Source organism: Ruegeria sediminis, from assembly GCF_005938215.1.
GTDB lineage: Bacteria > Pseudomonadota > Alphaproteobacteria > Rhodobacterales > Rhodobacteraceae > Ruegeria > Ruegeria sediminis.
Genome location: NZ_VCPD01000001.1, coordinates 663,553 through 687,127, shown reverse-complemented (window position 1 = coordinate 687,127; position 23,575 = coordinate 663,553). Strand labels below are relative to the sequence as shown.

General features: G+C 64.5%; 24 protein-coding genes and 1 pseudogene. 14 read left to right on the top strand and 11 right to left on the bottom strand.

Features of this window, described 5'->3' with window-relative positions:
- Positions 1-14: 14 nt before the first annotated feature.
- Complete coding sequence (locus FGK63_RS03535) at positions 15-449, top strand: DUF1801 domain-containing protein (protein ID WP_138840202.1); 435 nt, start codon at positions 15-17, stop codon at positions 447-449.
- Between the two features lie 108 nt (positions 450-557).
- Positions 558-1,883, top strand: coding sequence for a glutamate--tRNA ligase (gene gltX / locus FGK63_RS03530; protein ID WP_138840201.1), 1,326 nt, complete (start codon positions 558-560; stop codon positions 1,881-1,883).
- Positions 1,884-1,911: 28 nt separating this feature from the next.
- On the opposite strand, the gene FGK63_RS03525 is transcribed toward gltX, so the two are convergent.
- Positions 1,912-2,481, bottom strand: coding sequence for a gamma-glutamylcyclotransferase family protein (locus tag FGK63_RS03525; protein WP_138840200.1), 570 nt, complete (start codon positions 2,479-2,481; stop codon positions 1,912-1,914).
- A 96-nt stretch (positions 2,482-2,577) separates the two neighbouring features.
- On the opposite strand from FGK63_RS03525, the gene FGK63_RS03520 reads away from it, so the two are divergent.
- Positions 2,578-3,024, top strand: a complete 447-nt coding sequence (locus FGK63_RS03520; RefSeq protein WP_138840199.1) for an RrF2 family transcriptional regulator — start codon at positions 2,578-2,580, stop codon at positions 3,022-3,024.
- Between the two features lies 1 nt (position 3,025).
- On the opposite strand, the gene FGK63_RS03515 is transcribed toward FGK63_RS03520, so the two are convergent.
- Positions 3,026-5,554 (bottom strand): ABC transporter permease, encoded by a 2,529-nt coding sequence (locus FGK63_RS03515; RefSeq protein ID WP_138840198.1) that lies wholly within the window; start codon positions 5,552-5,554, stop codon positions 3,026-3,028.
- Complete coding sequence (locus FGK63_RS03510) at positions 5,551-6,246, bottom strand: ABC transporter ATP-binding protein (protein WP_138840197.1); 696 nt, start codon at positions 6,244-6,246, stop codon at positions 5,551-5,553. The genes FGK63_RS03515 and FGK63_RS03510 overlap by 4 nt, the downstream gene beginning before the upstream one ends.
- Here FGK63_RS03510 and FGK63_RS03505 point away from each other — a divergent pair.
- A complete protein-coding gene (locus FGK63_RS03505; protein WP_138840196.1) occupies positions 6,245-6,931 on the top strand; it encodes an arylesterase in 687 nt (228 codons plus the stop codon). The genes FGK63_RS03510 and FGK63_RS03505 overlap by 2 nt on opposite strands.
- A gap of 10 nt (positions 6,932-6,941) precedes the next feature.
- Complete coding sequence (locus tag FGK63_RS03500) at positions 6,942-7,559, top strand: SOS response-associated peptidase (RefSeq protein WP_138840195.1); 618 nt, start codon at positions 6,942-6,944, stop codon at positions 7,557-7,559.
- A 6-nt stretch (positions 7,560-7,565) separates the two neighbouring features.
- Here FGK63_RS03500 and FGK63_RS03495 read toward each other — a convergent pair whose 3' ends face one another.
- Entirely contained in the window at positions 7,566-8,129 is a 564-nt protein-coding gene (locus FGK63_RS03495; protein WP_138840194.1) for a DUF4329 domain-containing protein, read from the bottom strand.
- Positions 8,130-8,143: 14 nt separating this feature from the next.
- Positions 8,144-8,701, bottom strand: a complete 558-nt coding sequence (locus FGK63_RS03490; RefSeq protein ID WP_138840193.1) for a L,D-transpeptidase — start codon at positions 8,699-8,701, stop codon at positions 8,144-8,146.
- A gap of 202 nt (positions 8,702-8,903) precedes the next feature.
- Between FGK63_RS03490 and trxC the strand changes: the two genes are divergently transcribed.
- Entirely contained in the window at positions 8,904-9,329 is a 426-nt protein-coding gene (gene trxC / locus FGK63_RS03485) for a thioredoxin TrxC (protein ID WP_138840192.1), read from the top strand.
- A gap of 30 nt (positions 9,330-9,359) precedes the next feature.
- Here trxC and FGK63_RS03480 read toward each other — a convergent pair whose 3' ends face one another.
- Complete coding sequence (locus FGK63_RS03480) at positions 9,360-9,566, bottom strand: cold-shock protein (protein WP_138840191.1); 207 nt, start codon at positions 9,564-9,566, stop codon at positions 9,360-9,362.
- A 320-nt stretch (positions 9,567-9,886) separates the two neighbouring features.
- Here FGK63_RS03480 and FGK63_RS03475 point away from each other — a divergent pair, with 320 nt between their 5' ends.
- Positions 9,887-10,249, top strand: coding sequence for an antibiotic biosynthesis monooxygenase (locus FGK63_RS03475; RefSeq protein WP_138840190.1), 363 nt, complete (start codon positions 9,887-9,889; stop codon positions 10,247-10,249).
- A 91-nt stretch (positions 10,250-10,340) separates the two neighbouring features.
- A pseudogene (locus FGK63_RS03470) lies at positions 10,341-10,986 on the top strand (REP-associated tyrosine transposase).
- A 242-nt stretch (positions 10,987-11,228) separates the two neighbouring features.
- On the opposite strand, the gene FGK63_RS03465 reads toward FGK63_RS03470, so the two are convergent.
- Both FGK63_RS03465 and ettA read right to left on the bottom strand, forming a co-directional pair.
- Positions 11,229-11,969 carry a hypothetical protein gene (locus FGK63_RS03465; RefSeq protein ID WP_138840189.1) on the bottom strand — a complete coding sequence of 247 codons (741 nt, stop codon included), beginning with the start codon at positions 11,967-11,969 and terminating at the stop codon, positions 11,229-11,231.
- 293 nt (positions 11,970-12,262) lie between these two features.
- Positions 12,263-13,918 (bottom strand): energy-dependent translational throttle protein EttA, encoded by a 1,656-nt coding sequence (ettA, locus tag FGK63_RS03460; RefSeq protein ID WP_138840188.1) that lies wholly within the window; start codon positions 13,916-13,918, stop codon positions 12,263-12,265.
- Between the two features lie 129 nt (positions 13,919-14,047).
- On the opposite strand from ettA, the gene FGK63_RS03455 reads away from it, so the two are divergent.
- On the top strand, positions 14,048-14,650 hold the full coding sequence (locus FGK63_RS03455) for a nicotinate-nucleotide adenylyltransferase (RefSeq protein ID WP_138840187.1): 603 nt from the start codon (positions 14,048-14,050) through the stop codon (positions 14,648-14,650).
- A 98-nt stretch (positions 14,651-14,748) separates the two neighbouring features.
- A complete protein-coding gene (gene dacB / locus FGK63_RS03450) occupies positions 14,749-16,227 on the top strand; it encodes a D-alanyl-D-alanine carboxypeptidase/D-alanyl-D-alanine endopeptidase (RefSeq protein ID WP_138840186.1) in 1,479 nt (492 codons plus the stop codon).
- A gap of 21 nt (positions 16,228-16,248) precedes the next feature.
- Here dacB and FGK63_RS03445 read toward each other — a convergent pair whose 3' ends face one another.
- Positions 16,249-16,671 carry a tellurite resistance TerB family protein gene (locus FGK63_RS03445; RefSeq protein ID WP_138840185.1) on the bottom strand — a complete coding sequence of 141 codons (423 nt, stop codon included), beginning with the start codon at positions 16,669-16,671 and terminating at the stop codon, positions 16,249-16,251.
- Between the two features lie 89 nt (positions 16,672-16,760).
- Complete coding sequence (locus FGK63_RS03440) at positions 16,761-17,219, bottom strand: cupin domain-containing protein (protein WP_138840184.1); 459 nt, start codon at positions 17,217-17,219, stop codon at positions 16,761-16,763.
- Positions 17,220-17,314: 95 nt separating this feature from the next.
- On the opposite strand from FGK63_RS03440, the gene FGK63_RS03435 reads away from it, so the two are divergent.
- The 4 genes from FGK63_RS03435 to FGK63_RS03420 all read left to right on the top strand — a co-directional run bounded on the left by FGK63_RS03435 (position 17,315) and on the right by FGK63_RS03420 (position 22,757).
- Positions 17,315-18,196: a LysR family transcriptional regulator gene (locus FGK63_RS03435; RefSeq protein ID WP_138840183.1), complete on the top strand. Its 882-nt coding sequence runs from the start codon at positions 17,315-17,317 to the stop codon at positions 18,194-18,196.
- Positions 18,197-18,306: 110 nt separating this feature from the next.
- On the top strand, positions 18,307-19,881 hold the full coding sequence (locus FGK63_RS03430; RefSeq protein WP_138840182.1) for a lysine--tRNA ligase: 1,575 nt from the start codon (positions 18,307-18,309) through the stop codon (positions 19,879-19,881).
- Positions 19,882-19,929: 48 nt separating this feature from the next.
- Positions 19,930-20,331 (top strand): DUF4864 domain-containing protein, encoded by a 402-nt coding sequence (locus tag FGK63_RS03425; protein WP_138840181.1) that lies wholly within the window; start codon positions 19,930-19,932, stop codon positions 20,329-20,331.
- Between the two features lie 140 nt (positions 20,332-20,471).
- The gene (locus FGK63_RS03420; RefSeq protein WP_138840180.1) at positions 20,472-22,757 is read left to right on the top strand and encodes a glycosyl hydrolase family 28-related protein; all 2,286 of its coding nucleotides are present in this window, start codon (positions 20,472-20,474) and stop codon (positions 22,755-22,757) included.
- Positions 22,758-22,786: 29 nt separating this feature from the next.
- On the opposite strand, the gene FGK63_RS03415 is transcribed toward FGK63_RS03420, so the two are convergent.
- The gene (locus FGK63_RS03415) at positions 22,787-23,452 is read right to left on the bottom strand and encodes a hypothetical protein (RefSeq protein WP_138840179.1); all 666 of its coding nucleotides are present in this window, start codon (positions 23,450-23,452) and stop codon (positions 22,787-22,789) included.
- Between the last annotated feature and the right edge of the window lie 123 nt (positions 23,453-23,575).

Below are 23,575 nucleotides of genomic sequence, written 5' to 3'. Positions count from 1 at the left end.
GCTAGGATGCGGACATGGCGAATTCAGGTAACAAGACCGTGCCGACCGGCGCCGACGTGCACTTCTTTCTGGCGGCGGTCGAACCTGCGGGCAAGGCCGAGGACGCGCGCAAGCTGGATGCGTTGTTCCGCCAAGTCACTGGATTCAATCCGGTCATGTGGGGCGAGGCGATCGTCGGCTACGGCACGTACCACTACCGTTACAAGTCGGGCCGCGAGGGCGATTTCCTTGCAACCGGTTTTTCCCCGCGCAAGGCGGCACATTCGATATACATCATGCCCGGTTACGCCGATTTCGAGGACATCCTTGCCCGCCTCGGCAAGCACAAACTGGGCAAGTCCTGCCTCTACGTGAACAAGCTTGCCGATATCGATCTCGACGTTCTGGCTGAACTGATCGTCGCGGGTTTGAAGGACCTTGAACGCCACTGGCCTGTGCAACCGACCTGACCGCCGACACATTCCGGAACGCCCCAGCCGCGCAGCCCGTCCAGCGCATCCGCCCCGCTGGACAAAAGCCCCCCCATGTGACAAGAGCCGCGGCAACAGGAGACTTCCATGACCACCACCCGTTTTGCCCCGTCGCCCACCGGTTACATTCACGTGGGCAACCTGCGCACCGCGCTGATGAACTATCTCATTGCCCGCAAGGCTGGCGGAACCTTCATCCTGCGGATCGACGACACCGATCCGGAGCGGTCGAAGGAGGAGTATGTCGACGCCATCAAGCAGGATCTGGAGTGGCTGGGCCTGCATTGGGACCGGGTTGAGCGCCAGTCCGAGCGGCTGGACCGCTATGCCGAGGCGGCGGACAAGCTGCGCGGGATGGGTCGCTTCTACGAAGCCTTCGAAACACCGACCGAACTGGACCTCAAGCGCAAGAAACAGCTCAACATGGGCAAACCACCGGTCTACGACCGTGCCGCCCTGAACCTGTCCGAGGCCGAGAAAGAGGCGCTGCGCGCCGAGCGCGGAAACGGCGTTTGGCGGTTCAAGCTGGACCAGGAGCGGATCGAGTGGACCGACGGCATTCTGGGCGAAATCTCGATCGACGCCGCTTCGGTTTCGGACCCGGTGCTGATCAAGGCGGATGGGCAGGTTCTCTACACGCTGGCCTCGGTCGTGGACGACACCGAGATGGGCGTGACCCATATCGTGCGCGGCGCGGACCACGTGACCAACACCGCGACCCAGATCCAGATCATCGAGGCGCTGGGCGGCACGGCACCCAGCTTTGCCCATCACTCGCTGCTGACCGGCCCGCAGGGCGAGGCGCTGTCGAAACGCCTCGGCACTCTGGCCCTGCGCGACCTGCGCGAGCAGGGGGTTCAGCCCATGGCGCTGCTCAGCCTGATGGCCCGGCTGGGGTCGTCGGATCCGGTCGAATTGCGCTCGGACATGGCGGAACTGATCGACGGGTTCGACGTTTCGCGGTTCGGCGCGGCGCCGACCAAATTCGACGTGCAGGACCTGTTTCCTCTGACGGCCAGGCACTTGCAGGCGCTGCCGCTGGCGGACGTGGCCGACGCAGTCAAGGAAGCGGGCGTTCCCGGTGAACTTGCAGAGCCGTTCTGGCAGATGGCCCGCGAGAACATCACCACGCTGAACGACCTGAAAGGCTGGTGGGAACTGTGCCGCGACGGCGCGGAGCCGCTGATCGACGACGAAGATCGCGAGTTCATTGCGCAGGCAATGAAACTTCTGCCCGAGGGACCGTTCGACGGCGAGACCTGGGGCGCGTGGACCGCCGCGGTGAAAGAGGCGACGGGTCGCAAGGGCAAGGGCTTGTTCATGCCCCTGCGCAAGGCCCTGACCGGCATGGAACGAGGCCCCGAGATGGCGGCCCTGCTGCCGCTCTTGCAGGTCATCCGCGCACGCGGATGACCTGACGCGCCGGTTTGGCGCCGTTTTCTCAAGCGGTTTCGATGATCCTGGCGGCGATGCCAGCCAGGCGCTCATCGACGAGGGCCGTTTCCTCGGGCCTGAGCTGCTGGTACCGCGGATAGCGCGGTTCGGCGCGGTCGTTCAGGATCGGCGCGTCCCATCCGTCGGTTGTGGCGAAGAACCGATCGACGCCGTCAGTGCCGAAGGCGCGCAGGTAGCCTTGTATCACCACGTCTATGTAGCTCAGCAGGATCGGAAAGCTGTTGGTGGGGTTGTTGTGGCGGTGTTCCGGGACGGCATAGACGGCGATTTCGACCTCATGTGTCAGCGGATGGGTCACTGCGTGAGTTGCAGGTATCCGGTCGTAGGCCCATTCACGCTCGTCAAGCGCGGCCCAGTCGTTTTTGGGCACATGCGCGATCATGCCCTCGATTTCGCTGTCCGGGTCGGGAATGGCCGTCAGGAAGGCCACCGGTCTCAGGTCGGTGTGCCTCCAGGCGCGGCGCCATCCCTTCAGGCTGGCCGGGCGCGGATCGGGAAAGTCGTGCGTGGCCAGGTTCACCAAGCTGCCGTAGCCGAAGAAATAGGGATCCGCCATCAGGTCGCGCCGTTCTTGCTGCAATTGATGTATGTCAAACAGCCTTTTTGAACCTTGTGCAATAAGGTTTCATCGCGAAACCCGTGGAGGACGCCCATGCGCATCACCAAAAGGACGAATATCGCCGTCCGCCTTCTGATGTACTGCGCCGCGCATCAGGACCGCCTGGTCACGAAAGCCGAGATCGCCGAGGTCTGCAACATCTCGGAGAACCACTTGGCGCAGGTGATCAACCAGTTGAGCCAGCTTGACTACCTGAGCACGCAGCGTGGCCGCAACGGCGGCATGACGCTGGCCCGACCTGCGGACCGGATCAGGATCGGAGAGGTGTTCCGGCATGTCGAAGGCGGTTTGCCCATCGCCGAGTGCTTCGCGGATGCCGACAATACCTGTCCGCTGACGGATGCCTGCCGGCTGCGCCTGGCGCTGCAGGACGCGGCGCAGGCGTTCTACGCCTCGTTGGACGAGATCACGCTGGATGCGCTGGTCTGCGACAACACGGATCTTCTGAGGATCCTGCAGCCGGTGCAATGCGCCCGCTGATCTAGTCGCTGGCCCGCAGGACACGCGCAGGCCGCACGGCGAGGGGGCGCCAGGCGAAGAGCAAACCGGCGGCAAGCGTGACGGCGATGCCGGCGAAAATGATGCCAAGCGCCGACGGCCAGACGACCGTGAATCCGGTCTCGAAGACGTAGGTGGCGACGGCCCAGCCGCCCAGCAGCCCGGCGGCCAGCGCGACGATGCCGGCGGCGGCTCCCAGCAGGGCGGCGCGAAGGGCGAAGCTGAACAGGATTCTGCGGCGTTCGGCCCCCAGTGTCTTGAGGACTGCGGCCTCGTACTGCCTTGCGGTTTCGCCTGCCGCGGCGGCGCCGATCAGCACGAGGAAACCGGTCAAAAGCGAAACCCCGGCGCCGTACGAGGTCGCCGCCGCCAGGCCCGCCAGCACTCCGGAAACCCGGTCGATTGCGTCGCGCACACGGATCGCGGTGATGTTCGGGAACGATCCGGCCAGATCGCGCAGGATGGCGGCCTCGGCCGCTTCTTCGGCATAGACGGTGGCGATAAAGCTGTGCGGCGCTCCGGCGAGCGCGGCGGGGTTCATCGACAGGACGAATCCCATGCCTGCAGTCGAAAAGTCCACCTCGCGGAAGGAGGAGATTTCGGCGGTGATGTCCCGGCCCAGAACGTTGATGGTGAGGGTGTCCCCGAGTTTCAGCCCCATCTCCTCGGCCTCTTCCGCGGCGAAGCTGATCAGGGGCGGGCCGGCATAATCCTCGGGCCACCACGAACCGGCAGTCAGGCGAGTCTTGTCGGGAAGCGCCTCGGAATAGGTCACGCCGCGGTCACCCTGAAGGACCCAGTGATCGCCGGCGACCTCCCTTGCGGGACGGCCGTTGATCCGGGTGATGACCCCGCGCAGCATCGGGGCGCTGTCCACGCGGCTGACGGCGGGATCGCCCTCCAGCCGGGCGGAAAACCCGGGCATCTGGTCCTTCTGGATGTCGACGAAGAAATAGGACGGGGCAATGTCGGGCAGGTTGCCGGAAATCGCGTTGCGCAGGTTGCCGTCGATCTGGCCCACCGCGGCGAGCACCGAAAGTCCAAGGCCCAGCGAAAGAACCACCGAGGCCGCGCCTTCGCGGGGGCCGGAAATGGCGGCAAGGGCCCAGCGCAACGGCGGGCGTCCCCGCGACAGCGATGCCCCCGCGCGGGCAAGGAACCGGACCAGAAGCGCGGACAATGCCAGGATCGTCAATGCCCCGCCGATGCCGCCTGTCGTCCACAGGGTCAACCAGGACGAGCCGCTGAGCCATGCCGCGCTCCCGACAAGCAGGGCGGCGGCAACGGCGGCGAGGGCCACGTATCGTGCCCGCGGGACATACCCTGTCGAGGACAGCGCGTCACGGAACAGCGTTGCGGCGCGAACATCCTCGGTTCGGGCCAGCGGCCAGAGCGTGAACAGGAAGGCGGTGAGGCCGCCGTACAGCGCAGCCTCGGCCAGTGGCGCCGGGTAGAACGTGAAAATGGCCGGAACAGGAAGCCGCGCTTCGATCAGCGGGGCGAGCAGAAGCGGCGCCGCGCCGCCCAGAAAGATGCCGATTAGGATACCGAGACCCGACAGGGCGCCGATCTGCAGGAAATAGGTCTGGAAGATCGTGGCGCGATCCGCGCCCAGCGTCCGCAAGGTGGCGATGGTGGCGGTCTTGCCCGCCAGATAGGCGCGGACCGCCGCCGACACGCCGACGCCGCCCACGGCCAGCCCGGACAGCCCCACGAGGATCAGGAACGCACCGAGACGGTCCACGAACGAGGCAATTCCGGGTGCGCCGTTGCGCGCGTCGGTCCAGCGCATTCCGGTGCCATGAAACTCGGCGCGGGCCTGCCGTTCCGTGGCGGCAAGATCGGTGCCCTCAGGCAGAACCAGGCGGTATTTGGTCGAGAACAGCGTGCCCGGGGCGAGCAGACCTGACGCGGCCAGATCATCGGTCATGACCAGGGTGCGGGGGCCAAGGGCGAACCCGTCGGCCGCGCCGTCCGGTTCATGGGCCAGGATGGCCGTCAGAATGAAATCCTGCGTACCCAGCCGAAACCTGTCCCCTGTCGCCAGACCCAGCCGGTCCACCAATACCCGCTCCATGACCGCGCCGGGCAACCCGTCAGTGCCGGCCAGCGCCTCGGCCAGTGGGATTTCAGGTCGAAGCGCAACCTGTCCTACCAGGGGATAGGCCGAATCCACCGCCTTGACCTGGGTCAGTGCGCGTTCTGTTTGCCCCGCGCGTTCGGTCACGGCCATCGAACGGAAATCGACCACTTCGGATGCGTTCAGGGCGGTGCCCTTCATCCATTCGCGTTCGCGGTCGGAAGCAAATCTGTACGTGAATTCCAACTCGGCGTCGCCGCCGAGCAATGCCGCGCCCTCTTGCCTGAGACCGGCCTCGATCGCCGCGCGGACCGACCCGACGGCGGCGATGGCCGCGACACCAAGGGCGAGACAGGCGAGGAAGATGCGAAACCCGCGCAGGCCGCCGCGCAATTCGCGACGGGCAAGGCGGGCGGCCAGTTGCAGGCTCATTCCGCCGCCTCGCGGGCCGACTCCTGCGCGAGGCGGCCGTCGCGCAACCGGATCACGCGGTCGCAGCGGCGGGCCAACTCCTGGCTGTGGGTGACGAGAACCAGCGTCGCGCCGTGCCGGTCGCGCAGACCGAAAAGGAGATCGATGATTGCCGTCCCGTTGGCCTCGTCCAGATTTCCGGTGGGCTCATCCGCCAGCAGGATCTTCGGGCGCGGCGCCGAGGCGCGTGCAAGGGCTACCCTCTGCTGTTCGCCGCCGGACAGTTGCGCGGGATAGTGCCCGGCCCGGTGAGAAAGGCCGACCGCCTGCAACTCGGCCTCGGCGCGGGCGAAAGCGTCGCGGTGACCCGCCAGTTCCAGCGGAGTCGCGACGTTTTCCAGCGCCGTCATCGTCGGGATCAGGTGAAAGTTCTGGAAGACGACGCCCATGTTGACCCGCCTGAACCGGGCCAGCGCGTCTTCGTCCATCTGGGTCAGGTCCTGCCCAAGGGCTGTGACGCTGCCGCCGGTGACCTGCTCGAGCCCGCCCATCAGCATCAGCAGCGAGGACTTGCCCGAGCCGGAGGGCCCGACAAGCCCCAAGGTTTCCCCCCGTTTCACCGTCAGGGTGATGTCGCGCAGGATATCCACGCGTCCGGCATTGCCTTCCAGCGACAAAGCGGCATCTTGAAGGGCGAGCACAGGAGTCGTCATGGGCAGTTCCTTCGAAGCGGGTACGGTTGGATATGGAGCCGTTGCGGGCATACGCAAGGCTTTGATGTCGGTCATCTTTGTCTGTTGCGGTTTTGCCGCCGCCGCCGAATCCGTCGTCGTCGCGGCCTTGGGGGACTCGCTGACGCAGGGCTACGGCCTGATCGAAGAGCAAGGATTCGTGCCTCAGATGCGCCGGTGGCTCGCCGAGCAGGGGGCCGATGTCCGTCTGATCAATGCGGGCGTGTCGGGCGACACCACCGCCGGCGGTGCAGCGCGTGTCGGCTGGACGCTGACCCCGGATGTGGATGCGATGATCGTGGCGCTTGGCGGCAACGACCTGTTGCGCGGGATCGATCCCGCGGTCGCGCGCGCCAATCTTGAGGCGATACTGGCCGCCGCGGCCGCGGCCGATGTCGAAGTGCTGCTGGTTGGCATGGAGGCGCCTGGGAACTACGGGCCGGATTACAAGGCGGCCTTCGACGCGATCTACCCGGAGCTTGCCGCAGCGCATGATGCGCTTTACGCCCAGAGTTTCTTTGACGGCCTCGACGCCGCCAGCGATCCGGAGGCGGCGCTGAAACTGATGCAGCCCGATGGCATCCATCCGAACGCCGAAGGCGTGGCCTTGATCGTCGCGGATCTGGGGCCGAAAGTGCTGGAACTGGTGCAGCGCGCGAGCGAGTGAAGGAACAGGGATGCCGGGGCGCCTTTTTCTGACCACGCCGATCACCGAAGTCGCGGAACGGCTGGGCGTTTCGGCTGGCCACCTGCCCGGACAACCGCCGCGGCGCAACATCCAACCGGGACAGGAGGTGGTGGCGTTGACCCCGAATGGGCTGACGCGGATGCGCTGGGGCATGATTCCGGTCGGGCGCGTGAACGCCCGAGGGCGCCCGGTGATGGAGACGATCATCAACGCCCGCTCGGAAACCGTTTTTGACAAGACCGCTTTTCAGGGCGTCGGGCGGGCCGTCGTGCCGGTCGATGGCTGGTACGAATGGACAGGGGAAAAGCGGCGCAAGACGGCATGGCGCATCACGTCCCGAGATGGGGGTTTGCTGCTTTTCGCCGCGATCACGGACACTTGGCTGGCACCGGGTGGCCAGCGCGTCGACCAGCTTGCCACCGTGACCTGCGAACCCAATGGCGATGTTGCCGCGATCCATCACCGCATGGGGGTTCTGCTGCGCGTGGAGGATCTGCAGACCTGGCTGAACGGCGCCGAAAAGGAAGCATCGGCACTGGCGCGCCCATGGCCAGACGGGCTGTTGAATGTCGAGGAAGCGGGGGATGTGGACTGGTCGGCCCCTTGATACCGCTCAGTGCGTGTATTCCAACGCCTGCAGATCCTTGAGCGTATAGCGCTTCGCGATGGCACCGTCATCGCCGGAACGAAAGTCGGGGTCCTGCGGCAGGCATCCTTCGCCGCAGATCTGTATCGCCTCCATCGCCCGCCCGTCGATGTACCAAAGCCTGCCGCCCGGAGTGGCGACATAACCGTCGACCCCTTCGATGTGATCCGCTTCGAGATCCAGTACGGTCGGAAACTCGGCCGGCACGAAGGGGTCGTAGGCGCCGTGCGTATGCATCGACGCAATCGGCACGAAGTTCGAGGGCGGGGCAGGTGGCGTGCAACCGTCCCAATCGCCGCGGACCATCTCGGTAAAGACCATGCTGCCCTGGACGGTTCGGCCCAGATAACCGCAGTATTCATAGCCTACGGCAAAGGACAGGTGCTGGAGCGGGGCGAACCGGGCCTTCACAGCTGCGATCTCGGACGCGGGGGGAACGCGTCTGGTATCGGCCGCCGCTGCGGGAACGCTCAGACAACAGGTGAGCAGGCAGGCCGTCCGCCATTTGAACCGTGACGCGTTTTTAGGCATTCCGATCCCGCGCTTCAGACGACGGTGACGACCGTGCCGATTGGCACGCGTTCATACAGGTCGATGACATGCTCGTTCAGCATGCGGATACAGCCGTTCGAGACCGCGCGTCCGATGGTCTCGCGTTGTGGCGTGCCGTGAATGCGGAAATAGGTGTCCCTGCCATTCTGGAACAGGTAAAGGGCGCGCGCGCCCAGCGGGTTTTCTGGACCGCCCGGCTGTACGTAATCGTTGTTTGCGAAACGGGCGTAGGTGACCGGCTCGCGCTGGATCATCTCCTGCGTCGGGCGCCAGGTGGGCCACTCCTTCTTGACGTCGATGGTTGCGGTGCCCTGGAATTCCAGCCCGGCCTTGCCGACGCCGCAGCCGTACCGGATCGCCTTGCGCGGCTCGGTGACGAGGTAGAGATAGAACGAGCGCGGGACGATCAGCAGGTGCCCCGGCAGGAACTGTTTCTTGATCCGGACATATTGCGGCGTCGGATCGTATTCCTGCGTGGCGTTCGCCGCGGCTATTGCGGGCACGACGGAAGCGGCAGCCGTTGTGGCGAGAAATGTGCGGCGCGTTATCATGTCGGGCCTCATTTTCTATTTCAAAACCAATAAGGAACAGTGTCCGCAGGACGGGATGCCGGGTCAATGCAACTGAAGGGAATAACTTAAATGTGATGCATTTGGCGACAGGACTCCCGGACAACGCTTGGGCAGGGCGGGTCTTGTCCGGCCGAAGTCGCGGTATTATCTGGCTTTTGGAATGTGAATGCGGAGTGCCGGGATGGGCAACAGGACACTGACCTGCCTGCAGTGCGGTCAACTCAATCGGGTACCCGAGGCGCGGCTTGGTGCCAAGCCGAAATGCGGGACATGTGGCGCCGACCTGGTGAATGGCAAGGCGGTTGAGGTGGATCCGGCCATTCTGGAAAAGGCGGCGAAGCACGATGATCTGCCGCTGGTGGTAGACTTCTGGGCGCCCTGGTGCGGGCCCTGCCGGATGATGGCGCCGGAGTTTTCCAAGGCCGCGGCAAAGCTGGCGGGACAGGCGAGGCTGGTAAAGCTGGATACGCAGAAACACCAGTCTGCCGGCGGGCGTTACCGGATCCGGGGCATTCCGACCCTGGTGGCCTTTGAACGGGGAAAGGAGAAGAAACGCCAGTCGGGCGCGCTGCGCGAGGGGCAGATCGTCGGCTGGGTGAAAGGGTAGGGTGGGCAAAACGCCCACCCTTTCAATGGCTTACGCCAGAGCGATGTTGTCCGCGCTTTCGCGGCCGTCACGGCCCGAGCGAAGCTCGTAGGTGACCTTCTGGTTGTCGGCCAGGCCGGTGAGGCCTGCGCGCTCAACGGCCGAGATGTGCACGAACACGTCCTTGCCGCCTTCTTCGGGCGCGATGAAACCAAAGCCTTTGGTGGTGTTGAACCATTTTACGGTGCCTGCGGGCATTCCAATGTCTCCTTCAGATATTGCTGCCCACGGTATTGCGGCAGCCCGGCGTCGTTGTCTGTATCGATAGACTGAACGCCGGAGGTCGGAGACAGTAGGTCGAATAGAAAAACGGTAGCGGTGGGGAATATGGCATCGGGTTGCCCTTGTGACAAGGGGCGGATGTTATGAATTGTACAGGGCGCGTCGGGCGGGTGGTCCGTTTTGTACAACGCGGAACGGCGTTCCCGGTGTGGCAGCGCAGCAACGAATGCCCCGGTCCGAGGCTGCCGATCGGTTCGGATGGCTGCACCTGTCGGATTCAGTTTTGACGATTCGTCATGCCGGTTCCCCATGTCGTTACCCTGGTCGGCCATTTCTCGGTTCCGCCTGCACATGCGGATGCGTTTCGCGAAAACTGCCGGGCGATGGTGCGCCTCCGCGGGAAGGAGCCGGGGCATCTGGCCTCGGCCCACGGTTTCGGCGCGGACGGCGCGGCGGTGTCGCGCGAGGATTACGTGAGCGCAGAGGCGGTGAGGAAGCACATGGAGCTGGGCAGCCAGATCTCTCAGAGCACCCGCGAACTGGTCGAGATCACCGGGGCCGAAGTGCATGGCCCGGCGGAGGAAATCGAAAAGCTGCGGGATCTGTTCCAAGGGATGCCGGTCCGGTTCTTCGTGACCGAGTATGGGTTTTGGGAGTAGCCGACTGGTCGCAAGACCCGTTGTCATGTCCGGCGGCGCATTCGACCGGAAATTAACCGAACATTAGCATGAGGTGCCGCAGAGTACCGGCATGTCGGTCTATCTGCGTCCTCGAGTATCCGGTGCAACCGTGTTCTTCACGGTCAACCTGGCGGTACGAGGCGGTTCGCTGCTTGTCGATGAGATTGCCCGGTTGCGGGACGCGGTTCAGGTCACGCGGGCGGAACGATCGTTTGAAATCGACGCCTGGGTGGTCTTGCCGGACCATCTGCACGCGGTCTGGACATTGCCCGAGGGGGACGGGGATTATTCGACACGTTGGGGCGCGATCAAGGCGCGCTTCACCATGAGTTTGAATCGGGCAACCCGTAGGCCGGGCTTCAGCCCGGCCCATGTGCCACAGGAACTGCCGATTGTTGCGTCGGGGAGATATGCCGGGCTGAAGCCCGGCCTACGGGTTGAAAAACGTGAGGCGGCGGTTTGGCAGCGGCGGTTTTGGGAGCATCACATTCGGGATCAGGCGGATTACGACGCGCATATCCGGTATTGTTGGGGGTGAGCGTCGGTCCACCGCAGGTGGCGAAACGTCCAGTGGACGTTTCGAGACGCGAACGGGCGGAGCCCCGGTCAAGCACGGGTTGGTGGAGCGTCCATCCGATTGGCCGTATTCGTCGATCCATCGCGACATGCGCGCGGGTCGGGTAGATCCGGAATGGATGGAAGCCGCAGGCGCGTAGGCCGGGCTTCAGCCCGGCATTTAGAGAGGGTTTTCGGTCGGATATTTTTTTTGGGGGGGGGTGAGTTGCCGGAGTTGCCGGGCTGAAGCCCGGCCTACAGGCTGGCCGTGGGGGCCGCCGGTGAGGCCGGGGCGGCTCGTTTCCCGTTGGTAGCTTTGGGTGCGTGTGGCGTTCATGGGCGGGACGGATGGTCGGGTAATTGAATTCAACAACCAATACACTTGAGTGTTTCGTAGTCGATCTCAAATGACTATTTTTCGGCGCGGAATGATCAAAGGCGAGGTTGCATCTAACATCAAGCGATCACCTCGTATTATTGCTTCGAGTTGATCTTTGCTGCGTTCAATAGCTCTCCTTTCGGAGTTTGCAATATTCATGCGATCATATTCTTTGAGACTAGCTAACTGAAGCTCGTGGACATTGAGTTGCGCCAATATCTTGGACTTCACAACGCTTTTTTCGATCAGGGGTATCCTAAATTCTTCGTAAGGCCTTGGTATTCTTGCGCGACGGCTTTCATCAACGAATATGTAGTTGTTCAAGCCAGAGACATAAGGCGAGTGTGAGCCAAAAGAAAAAAACCTCATTCCATCCAAATAGAAGAGTGGTTCTAATGAGTGGTATTTCAAGTTTCCAATAAACCTTCGACCAACTTTCCCTTCTTCGAGATCCGCAGTGTTTTTTACGGGCCCGGTCAATCCGAACCGGTCTGTTAGTAGGGCTTGGCTTGAAACGGATAGAATAAAAAAGTTCTTGATAAACATTCCAATCACTGTGGGGCATGTCATAAACGCTTTTGTTTGGTACCCCACGGGACTAATACCTTCAGCACGACTATTCGGATACATGCCAACAAGTACTATCCTATCCGCGACACCAACCCTCTCATCTACGTGAAAATTAGGGGTAATGTTATGATTCCCCTTGCGCCAGTACAGACGCCATAGCCACAAAGAAACACGAAGTTTGTCAAAGTAATCCAAGACTATTTGCACGTCTCTGGGTCGAATTTTCCCCGAACTGATTCTCTCGAAGGTAGGTTTGGCAATTTCCTCATACTCACCGTACCTAGTATTGCATTCTGCGCACGCAGGAAGCATCAAAGACGACCACCGCCGACGAACTTTGTTGTCATCGGCGTCAAGAATTTCCGCGGGCACATGGTCGTTTCCAGCGAACTGAGAAAGCCAACGAGCAATGAAGTGCTCGTTGTTCTTTTTCTGCGGTTTATCCCCGCAGAATATGCAGGCTCTGCTGGAAAAGTCTCGGGTACCCTTCACCGCGCAAACTTCTTGTATTTCAACCGCTTGGGTTCCAGCGCATCCGGCCCCAACCGCCGCTTCTTGTCCTCTTCGTAGGCTTCGAAATTGCCTTCGAACCATTCGACATGGGCGTTGCCTTCGAAGGCGAGGATGTGGGTGCAGATGCGGTCGAGGAAGAAGCGGTCGTGGCTGATGACCACGGCGCAGCCGGCGAAGTCGACCAGGGCGTCTTCGAGCGCGCGGAGGGTTTCGACGTCGAGGTCGTTGGTGGGTTCGTCGAGCAGCAGCACGTTGCCGCCCTCTTTCAGCAGGCGGGCCATGTGGACGCGGTTGCGTTCGCCGCCCGAAAGCAGCGAGACCTTCTTCTGCTGGTCGCCGCCCTTGAAGTTGAAGGACGAGCAGTAGGCGCGGGAATTGACCTGCGCGTCGCCCAGTTGGATGATCTCGGCGCCGCCCGAGATCGCCTCCCACACGGTTTCGTTGTCCTTGAGGTCGTCGCGGGACTGATCGACGTAGGACAGCTGCACGGTGTCGCCGTATTCGATGCCGCCGGCGTCGGGTTTTTCCTGCCCGGTCAGCATCTTGAACAGGGTCGATTTGCCGGCGCCGTTGGGGCCGATCACGCCGACGATGCCGCCGGGCGGCAGCGAGAAGTCGAGGCCTTCGATCAGCTGCTTGTCGCCCATGTGCTTGGCCAGGCCGTTGACCTCGATCACCTTGGAGCCGAGGCGCGGGCCGTTGGGGATGACGATCTGGGCGCGGGTGAGTTTCTCGCGCTCGGACTGTTCCGCCAGTTCGTTGTAGGCGTTGATCCGGGCCTTGGATTTGGCCTGCCGCGCCTTTTGCCCCTGCCGCATCCATTCAAGTTCGCGCTGCAGGGTCTTCTGCTTGGACTTGTCCTCGCGCGCTTCCTGTTCCAGCCGCTTGGCCTTCTGTTCCAGCCAGGCGGAGTAGTTGCCCTCGTAGGGGATGCCGCGGCCGCGGTCGAGTTCCAGGATCCAGCCGGTGATGTCGTCGAGGAAGTAGCGGTCGTGGGTGACGATCAGGATGGTGCCCTTGTATTCAATCAGGTGCTGCTGCAGCCAGGCGATGGTTTCCGCGTCGAGGTGGTTGGTCGGTTCGTCGAGCAGCAGCATGTCGGGCGCTTCGAGCAGCAGCTTGCAGAGCGCGACGCGGCGCTTCTCGCCGCCTGACAGCGTGTTGACGTCGGCGTCGTCGGGGGGGCAGCGCAGCGCCTCCATCGAAACGTCGATCTGGCTGTCGAGGTCCCAGAGGTTCTCGGCGTCGATCCGGTCCTGCAGCTTGGCCATCTCTTCGGCGGTTTCGTCCGAGTAGTTCATCGCCAACTCGTTGTAGCGGTCTAGGATGTCCTTCTTGGCCTTGACGCCCAGCATGACGTTCTCGCGCACGGTGAGGCTGGGGTCGAGCTGCGGCTCCTGCGGCAGGTAGCCGACCTTGGCGCCCTCGGCGGCCCAGGCCTCGCCGGTGTAGTCCTTGTCGAGGCCGGCCATGATCTTCATCAGGGTGGATTTACCGGCGCCGTTGACGCCGACGACGCCGATCTTGACGCCGGGCAGGAAGCTGAGGTGGATGTTTTCAAAGCACTTCTTGCCACCGGGATAGGTCTTGGAGACACCCTGCATGTGGTAGACGTATTGGTAGGCGGCCATGTTGAGTCCTCTGGTACGGGGAATTCGGGTTGGCCGGTGTGATAGCGAAGCCGGAAGGGCGGGGCAAGCGGTGCGGGCGGCGCGGGCCGATTGACAAGCGCGCCCGGATTTGGACAACAGCGGGGCATGATGAGGCATGACATCCCTTTCGCGCGGCCCGGGCAGGTCGTGGGGCTGCTCGGCGGGTCGTTCGATCCGCCGCACGAGGGGCATGTGCATGTGACGCTGGAGGCGATGAAGGCCTTCGGGCTGGACCGGGTCTGGTGGCTGGTGTCGCCGGGCAACCCGCTCAAGCGCAACGGGCCGGCGCCGCTGGAGCAGCGGATGCGGGCGGCGCGCAGGATGATGCGGCATCCGCGGGTCGAGATCACCGACATCGAGGCGCGGATCGGCACGCGGGTGACGGCTGACACGCTGACCGCGCTGGGGGCGCTTTATCCGGGGGTGCGCTTCGTCTGGCTGATGGGGGCCGACAACCTGGCGCAGCTGCACAAGTGGCGGAACTGGCGCACGGTCATGGAGAGTTTCCCGGTGGGCGTGGTGGCGCGGCCGGGCGACCGGATCTCGGCACGCATGTCGCCTGCGGCGCGGGCCTACGGGCAGTTTCGGCTGGATGGCCAGGCGCGGCACCTGCTGGGGCGGTCGGTGGCGCCGGCCTGGTGTTTCGTCAACGTGCCGATGGTGAATGTCAGCTCGACCGAGATCCGCACCCGCAGCGGTTGGGGGCGATAGCCGGCGCCGGCGATGCGGTCTCGACACGGAAGCCGCAAAGCGGGACAATCGATCCGGAAACGCTTGTTTGACGCGGCACTCTGGGATTTTATCGTGCCATGGCTGATCGTATTTCACGTCGGTACTTTCTTGCAGGATTGGGGGCGCTGCTGGCACCGGCTTCGGGCTGGGCGAACGCGCCTGAGACATCGCTCAGACCGCGGTTGCGCGGCGCCCGTCTCAGCGATCCGGAAAAGGTCATTCGCGCCGCCGGTCTGAAGGGCGAGGTCGTCTTTGCCGTGGCCGACGTGAAGACCGGAAACCAACTGGAGGCGTTCGGCGGAGAAAACGGGCTGCCGCCCGCGAGCGTCGCCAAGGCCCTGACCGCGCTTTACGCGCTGGACCTGCTGGGGCCGGACCACCGGTTCGAGACCCGGCTGATCGCGGATGGACCGGTCGAGAACGGGATCCTGAAGGGGGATCTGATCCTGGCCGGGGGCGGCGATCCGCTGCTGGACACCGAGGCGCTGGCGTCGATGGCCGCCAACCTGAGAAAGGCCGGAATTCGCGAGGTGCGCGGGGCCTTCAAGGTCTATGAGGGGGCGCTGCCCTACGTGAACAGCATCGATCCGACGCAGCCCGATCACGTGGGCTACAGCCCGGCAGTCACCGGGATCGCGCTGAACTTCAACCGCGTGCATTTCGAATGGGCGCGGGGGGCCAAGGGCTATGCCGTGTCGATGGACGCGCGCAGCGCCAACTACCGGCCGGACGTGGCGATGGCCAAGATGCTGGTCGCGGATCGCAGCCTGCCCATCTATACCTACCAGGCCAGCGCCCGGGTGGACAACTGGACCGTGGCGCGCACCGCGCTGGGCAATGGCGGGGCGCGCTGGCTGCCGGTGCGCCGGCCGTCGCTTTATGCGGGGGACGTGTTCCAGACGCTGGCGCGGGTGAACGGCATCGTGCTGGGCCGGACGCAGGTGGTGCGGAGCCTGCCCGAAGGCGCGGTTCTGGTGACGCATCGCAGCGAGCCGCTGATCGACATCCTGCGCGGGATGCTGAAGTATTCGACCAACCTGACCGCCGAGATGGTCGGCATGGCCGCCACCAAGGCGCGCGGGGCGATGCCCGCCGACCTGCAGGACTCGGCCCGTGAAATGAACCGCTGGGCGGCCGAGAAATACGGGGCGACGCGGACGGCGATGGCGGATCACTCGGGGCTGAGCGACGCCTCGCGCATGGCGCCCGGCGATCTGGTCAAGGCGCTGGTTGCGGCGCGGAAAACCAACGTGCTGCGGCCGCTGCTCAAGCCCTACAATCTGCGCGACAGCAAGGGGCGGCCGACCAACAGCCACCCGATCAAGGTCGATGCCAAGACCGGAACCTTGAACTTCGTCTCAGGGCTGGGCGGGTTCATGACCACGGCGGGCGGGGTCGAACTGGCCTTTGCCATCTTCACCGCCGACATCGCCCACCGGGCGACGCTGAGCAGGGCCCAGCGGGAACGCCCGGAAGGTGCGCGGCCGTGGAATTCGAGATCCAGACGGCTGCAGCAGGCGCTGATCGAACGCTGGGGTTCGCTATACGGAAGCTGATCCGGGCTTGGGGGCGGCGTGTCAGACGACGTGGCGCGCCCGCGCGCCGCGCTCGATCGCGGCGGCATGGAGCCGGTCGATGTTCAGTTCGTACCGGATCTCTTCCAGCAGGCGCAGTTCGGTTTCCGCCAGCTTGCCGTCCGCGGCGGCGACGTCGCAGGCCAGGGCGTAGGCGGTTTCGTTCAGCCGCTCGGGCAGGTTGTCCCGGATCAGGCCGAAAAGGGCGTCCAGCCCCTCTTCCTGTTCGAACAGGTCGAAGACGGTCTGCGAGACCCGTTCCATACGGTCGATGTCGTAATCGGCGAAGACCGGCAGCATGTTCACGGCGGCCTGGATCTTGACCAGTTCCGCGGTGCGGATGTTCTCGTCCGAGGCCGAGATCGCGACCATGATCGCGACGAGGCAATCCTGCGGCGTCATCGGGTGGGGGATTTGCTCGTTCATGGTCTTGTCCTGCTTCGGGTTTTTGTCCCGCGCAAGATACGGGCGGCAGGGGGCGGGTTCAACTCTTGCCTTCGGAAATCGCAAAGGGGTCAGGCGCTGGCGGAAAACCGGTACTGGATTTCCTCGAAACTGCGGCTGGCGAAGCCGTAGGCGAAGCGAAGGCCGTTCTCGCCCGCGACGGTGCCGTGTTCGGCGCCGCCGGGCACGTAAAGCGCGATGCCCGGCGCGATGCGGTGCGGGGTGCCGTCGATGGTGACGGTGCCGCAACCCTCGAGCCCGAAATAGAACTCGGCCGGGTCGTGCCGGTGGGGCGGCAGCCGGTCGCCGGGGCCGAATTCCGCGATCCCGAGCACGAGTTCGCGGGGATGGTCTGGGGTGCCGTTGATGAGCGTGCGCCAGCGGACCTCGCCATAGGCCGGATCGGTCCCGCCCGAAAGCGGCACCTGCGCGGCGTCCACCGAGAGGGGCGGGTGCGGCAGGTTGCCGGGCTGATGCAGAAGTTCGGCATCGCCGTAATCGCTGGCGAAGGTGTCGAGTTGGTCGGTCATCGCGGGCTCCTCTGTCGCGCGGCCAGTTAGAACGGGTTGCGTCGTTCGGGCAATGCGGTAAAGCTGAACGGTATCATGCGCTGAGGTTATGATAGATGGACCGGCTGCCAGGCTTTTCGGGATTGACGGCGTTTTACGCGGCGGCGCGTCACGGGACGCTGACGGCGGCTGCGCGCGAGCTGAACGTGTCGCAGCCGGCGGTGTCGCGGCGGATTGCGGCGCTGGAGGCGGATCTGGGCTGCGCCCTGTTCGACCGCAGCCGGAAACCGGTGAAGATGACTCAGCACGGCAAGGACCTGCTGAAGGCGCTGCATGGCGGTTTTGGCCAGATCGAGAGCGCGGTCGGGCAGATACGGCAGGCGGCGCGCGGCAAGGTGGTGTCGGTGACCGCGCCGTCCGGTTTCGTCGGGTTCTGGCTGATCCCGCGCCTGGGCGAGCTGGACGCGGCCTTTCCGGACACGACCATCCGCATCATAAGTCAGGAGTATGGAGAGGCCGTCCGCCCGGGCGACGTGGTGATCCGGTTCGGGTTCCGCGACGACACGGAGGAGACGCGGCTTTTGGGGGATGCCGTCTATCCGGTGGCGAGCCCGCTCTACCTGGAAAAGCGGGGCATGAGCGGGCGGGACTACGATTTCGGCCGCATGACGCTGTTGACGATGGAGGCGGCGCGCAGCCATTGGCACGATTGGCCCAGCTGGTTCGCGTCGGCCGGGCTGACCATGCCCGGGGGCGCGCGGGTGCTGGACTTCACCTCCTACGCGATGCTGGTCAATGCGGCGCTGGCCGGGCAGGGCGTGTGCCTGTGCTGGGACGGGGTTCTGGACAGTTTCCTTGAGACCGGGGCGATGACGCGCCTTCAAGGCCCCGAGGCGGTATCGCCGCGGGGGTATTTCCTGTCGGCGCGGGACGGATTGGCCGCCGAGCAGCATGTGCGCGACATTCTGAACTGGATCGCCGTTGCGGGGCAGAAATAGCCGGTATTCCGGTGTCTGTTTGTTGACTCATGCTGCACGAGCACAATAGGAGGTAGCGGGCCGGTCGCATGGGGCGATTGGCGCCGTTTTCCCGATGGAGACCGAACAAGATGTCTGACCTGCGTGAAACCGCCGTTGCGTCCAAGGCCTGGCCTTTCGAAGAGGCGCGCCGGGTGCTCAAACGCTATCAGAAGGCTCCTCCGGAAAAGGGCTACGTGCTGTTCCAGACCGGCTACGGCCCGTCGGGCCTGCCGCATATCGGGACCTTCGGCGAGGTGGCGCGGACCTCGATGGTGCGCCACGCCTTCGAGCAGATGAGCGACATCCCGACCAGGCTGATCTGTTTCTCGGACGACATGGACGGCTTCCGCAAGGTGCCGAGCAACGTGCCGATGCAGGAAGAGCTGAAGCAGGATCTGCATCTGCCGCTGACCAAGGTGCGCGATCCGTTCGGAACCCATGAGGGCTTTGCCCAGCACAACAACGCGCGCCTGTGCGAGTTCCTCGACAGTTTCGGGTTTGAGTACGAATTCGCCTCGGCCACCGATTATTACGCCAGCGGCAGGTTCGACGAGATGTTGCTGGTGGCGCTGGAGCGGTTCGACAAGATCATGGAGATCATGCTGCCGACGCTGGGGGCCGAGCGGCAGGCGACCTATTCGCCGTTCCTGCCGATCTCGCCCAGGACCGGGCACGTTCTGCAGGTGCCGACGCTGGAGCGCAATGTCGCCAAGGGCACCATCGTCTACGAGGAGCCGGACGGCGAGCGGGTCGAGATCCCGGTCACCGGCGGCAACGTCAAGATGCAGTGGAAGCCGGACTGGGCGCTGCGCTGGGCGGCGCTGGGCGTGGATTACGAGATGTCGGGCAAGGACCTGATCGACTCGGTGACGCAATCGTCGAAGATCTGCCGCGCGCTGGGCAAGCAGCCGCCGGAATCGCTGAGCTATGAGCTGTTCAACGACGAGCTGGGGCAGAAGATTTCCAAATCCAAGGGCAACGGGTTGTCGATGGAAGAGTGGCTGACCTACGCCGCGCCGGAAAGCCTGTCCTATTTCATGTACCAGAAGCCCAAGACGGCGAAGCGGCTGTATTTCGACGTGATCCCGAAGGCGGTGGACGAATATCACCAGCAGCTGCGCGCCTATCCCGAGCAGGATCTGAAGACCCGGCTGAACAACCCGGTCTGGCACATCCACGGCGGCGAGGTGCCGGCGTCGAACCTGGTGGTGCCGTTCGCGATGCTGCTGAACCTGGCGTCGGTGTCGGGAGCCGAGGACAAGGAAACGCTGTGGGGCTTCATCCGCCGCTACGCGCCCGAGGCCAGCGCCGAGACCCATCCGGACCTGGATCAGGCCGCCGGCTTCGCGGTGCGCTACTTCAACGATTTCGTGAAGCCCACCCGCGAGTTCCGCCTGCCCACCGAGCAGGAGCGCGAGGCGCTGGAGGCGCTGAAGGCGGAACTGGAAGCCTATGACGGGCCGGTTGAGGACGAGGCGCTGCAATCGGTGGTCTATTCCGTGGGGCGCGAGCGGTTCGATCCGATGCGGGCCTGGTTCACGGCGCTCTACGAGGTGCTGCTGGGCGCCAGCCAGGGACCGCGGTTCGGCGGGTTCATCGCGCTTTACGGCGTGCCCGAGACCATCGCGCTGATCGACAAGGCGCTGGCCGGGGAGCTGGCCTGAATTGACCTGAAGCCGCATGGGGCTACCTGCGTTGCAGGAGGAGGTCCCATGCGCGAGTTCTTTGCCGCAGTTGTCGTTTCTCTGGGGCTGGGCGGTTTCGCCCAGGCGCAGGAGGCCGAGATCGAGGCCAATATCCTTGCCCAGATGGACGCGTTCAGGGCCGACGATTTCGGCGCGGCCTTCGACTATGCCAGCCCGGCGATCCGGCAGATCTTTCGCACGCCCGAGAATTTCGGCGCCATGGTGCGCAACGGCTATCCGATGGTCTGGCGCCCGGGCGATGTACGGTTTCTGGACCTGCGCGACGTGGCCGGGACATTGTGGCAGAAGGTCATGATCGTCGATCGCGACGGCCGGGTGCATATCCTCGACTATCAGATGATCCGGGGTGAAAACGGCTGGAAGATCAACGGCGTGCAGGTTCTGGGCGCAAACGATCCGGCGGCCTGATGCAACGGCACCGTGACGGTGGCGTGAGCCGGGGTTAATCCCAATTCCCTATCCAGTCCCTCGCGTTCGGGCCGGGCCCGGACCCGGGCTTGGCGCGTGTGGCGCAGCGGCGCCGCGGCGCGATTGGGAAAGGGATTTCGATGAACAAGGCAATCACCGACGGGATCGTGTTCATGCCGCCGGCCTTCGTGAAGGGCCTGGGCGTCTGGTCGAGCGGGAACGGCACGCCCGGCTCGGACACCTATGCGGGGTCGGGCAACGCGGCCTTCGTTCCGGCCGACGCCGATTTCGGAGGGTGCCTGGAGATACAGAAGGTCAGCGCGACCCAGAAGCTGCGCTACATGGGGCAGACGCCGCTGCTGCCGGGCTGCTACCTGCAGATCAAGGCGCGCATCAAGGCGGTGAGCGGGCCGCTGCCCAGCGTCCGCATCGCCGGGTGGGCCGGGGGCGCGGGCGAGGCGCATGTGGCGGGGCTGACCGAGCAGGGCAAGGCCGTGGCGCTGACCAGCTATGGCACCGTCTTCGAGGTGACGGCCATCGTGGGAACGGGGTATCGCGACGGCGTGGACATGCCCTGGGGCAACGCGGCGCTCTATGGTCATTTCGGGTTGAACCTGGAGGGGCCGAACGGCGGCGTGGTGCGCATCGACGACCTGGAGATCGCGGACGTGACCGGCGTTTTCCTGCGTGACATGATCGGCGTGGTGGATGTGCGGGACTACGGCGCGCGGGGCGATGGCGTCGCGGATGACTGGGCGGCGTTCGAGGCGGCGGACAGCGCGGCGGGTGGCCGGCGGGTTCTGGTGCCCGCGGGGACTTATTTCCTGGGTGAAACCACCAGCATGAATTCGGAGATCGAATTCGAGGGCACCGTCACCATGCCCACCGACAAGATGCTGCTCTTGACCAAGAATTTCGACCTGCCGACCTATATCTCGGCCTTCGGGGACGAGGCGCTGGCCTTTCGCAAGGCGTTCCAGGCGCTGCTCAACAACTCGGACCACGAGTCGCTGGACATGGGCGGGCGCAAGGTGTCGGTGCATGGGCCGATCGACATGCAGGCCGCGGTGCCCAACCGCACCAGCTATGCGACAAGGCGGGTGATCCGGAACGGGCAGCTGGACGTGCAGGACAACCCGGCCTGGAACACCAATACCTATTCGTCGCAGGCGACCTATGCCCCGAACAACCCCTACCGGCTGACCGGCGTCGCCAACATCGCCAACATCCCCGTGGGCGCGCTGGTGCAGGGCGTGGGCGTCGGGCGCGAGGTCTATGTCGAGGCCAGGAATGTCGGGGCGGCCGAGATCACGCTGAGCGCGCCGCTGTGCGGGGTGGCCGGCACGCAGAGCTTCACTTTCGTCGATTTCAAGTACCTGCTGGACTTCAAGGGGTTCAGTTCGCTGCAGAAATTCGGCCTGGAGGATATCGAGTTCCAATGCAACAACCGGTGCAGCGCGATCCGGCTGGCGCCTTCGGGTTCGACCTTTTCGCTGAGGAGCTGCTTTGTCAGCCGGCCAAAGGACCGCGGCATCACTTCGATCGGGAGCGGCTGCCAGGGGATGCTGATCGACGGCTGCCAGTTCCTGTCCTCGGAAGACGATCTGCCGGTGCCGCAGCGGACCTCGGTCGCGCTGAACGCCAATGCCAACGACGTCAAGCTGCGGCACAACCGGGCCACCCGGTTCCGGCATTTCGCGGTGCTGGGGGGCGGCAACAGCATGGTTCTGGGCAACCATTTCTTTCAGGGCGACGAGGTTCCCAACGGCACCCGCTCGGCCGGGCTGGTGGTGATCGGGACCTATTCCAGCACGACCATCGCCGACAATTACATCGACAACTGCCATGTCGAATGGACCAACGAGCGCGACCCGTCGCCGAATTTCGTGAGCGGGTTTTCCTTCAGCGCCATGAGCATCACCGACAACATCTTCCTGTCCGGCGAAGTCGCGCCCTGGTTCAGCTATGTCGTCGTCCGTCCTTATGGCGCAGGCCATTTCCTGAACGGCGTGACGGTGACCGGCAACAAGTTCCGGTCGATCAACGGCTACATCGACCGGGCCGAGCGGATCGACACCACGTTTGCGGGGCTTGATTTCAACCGCTTCGTCAACGTGGTGTTCGAGGGCAACACCTATCACGGCGTCACCGCCAAATGCGCCAACCCGCTGAGGGTGCGGCACAGCCAGATGACCGCGGCGCAGGCCTGGATCGTCGATCCCAATGGCGAGTTGCCCTTCGGCGCCAGGGCGCGGGGCTGCGACAGCGTGGTGGTGCTGGATCCGCTGCGGACCGGGGGCGAGGCGATCCGCTACGCCACGCCCTACGTGCAGCTGCAACAGGGCAGCCGGCAGGACCAGGTGCGGCTGAACTGGCCCGAGGCGGTGAAGGGCACCGTGTCGGTGATCATGCGAATCGACAAGTAGCCTTGTTGCTTGGCCTTTCCACGCGCCGGTCAGAACTCGCGCCACAGGGCGAGCTTCAAGCCGGGGCGCGGGAAGGCCGAGTTGTGTTCGACCCCCAGCAGCCAGACGGCCCTGACCCCGCGCGAGCGGATCATGAGGGAGGGGGTCGCGCTCCAATACGTGGCGCGGCCGCGAATGCGGGAGGTTTCGATCTGCAAGAGCGGGTCGAAACGCCGCCCCGAGGACAGGCCCGCCGTCAGGTCGAGCTTGCGGATGCGATCCTCGGCGGACGGAAATTCCACGGCGGCGTCGAGGGCGATCCAGCCTTCGCCCCGGCCGGCCGCAAAGCCCTTGCCCCAGGACAGGGTCGCCTTGTACGTCGTCCGCCAGTCCATCTGGCGGTGACGGGTGCCGAGCCCGAACTCGGCTGCGAGCCGCCCGGCCGCGCCGAGATCCGCCACGGGCAGCCGGGCGAAGACGAGGGCATGGCCATTGAAATCCTGACGTTCGTTGGCGTCCAGGCCCAGGGTCAGCCACGGCGCCATGCCCCATTCCGCGTAGACCGAGGATTTGTGGTAATACGTGCCTTCGCCGGTCCGGTGCGCGGTGACGGACAGGGCTGTGAACGCGCTTCCCTTCTCGCGCAGCCACGCGCCCGCCAGCGCCGGTTTCGCCAGCGCCAATGCGAGCAGGATGGAAATGACGAGCCGGCCCATGCGTGTCCCTTTGCGCCGCACCATCCGACAGCATGGTTAACGACCGGTTAGTTTTTTCGGGCGGATTCGGGCGCCGTTGGCATCCCTTTGCCGGATGCGGCGGAAGTCGCTGGATTAATGCAG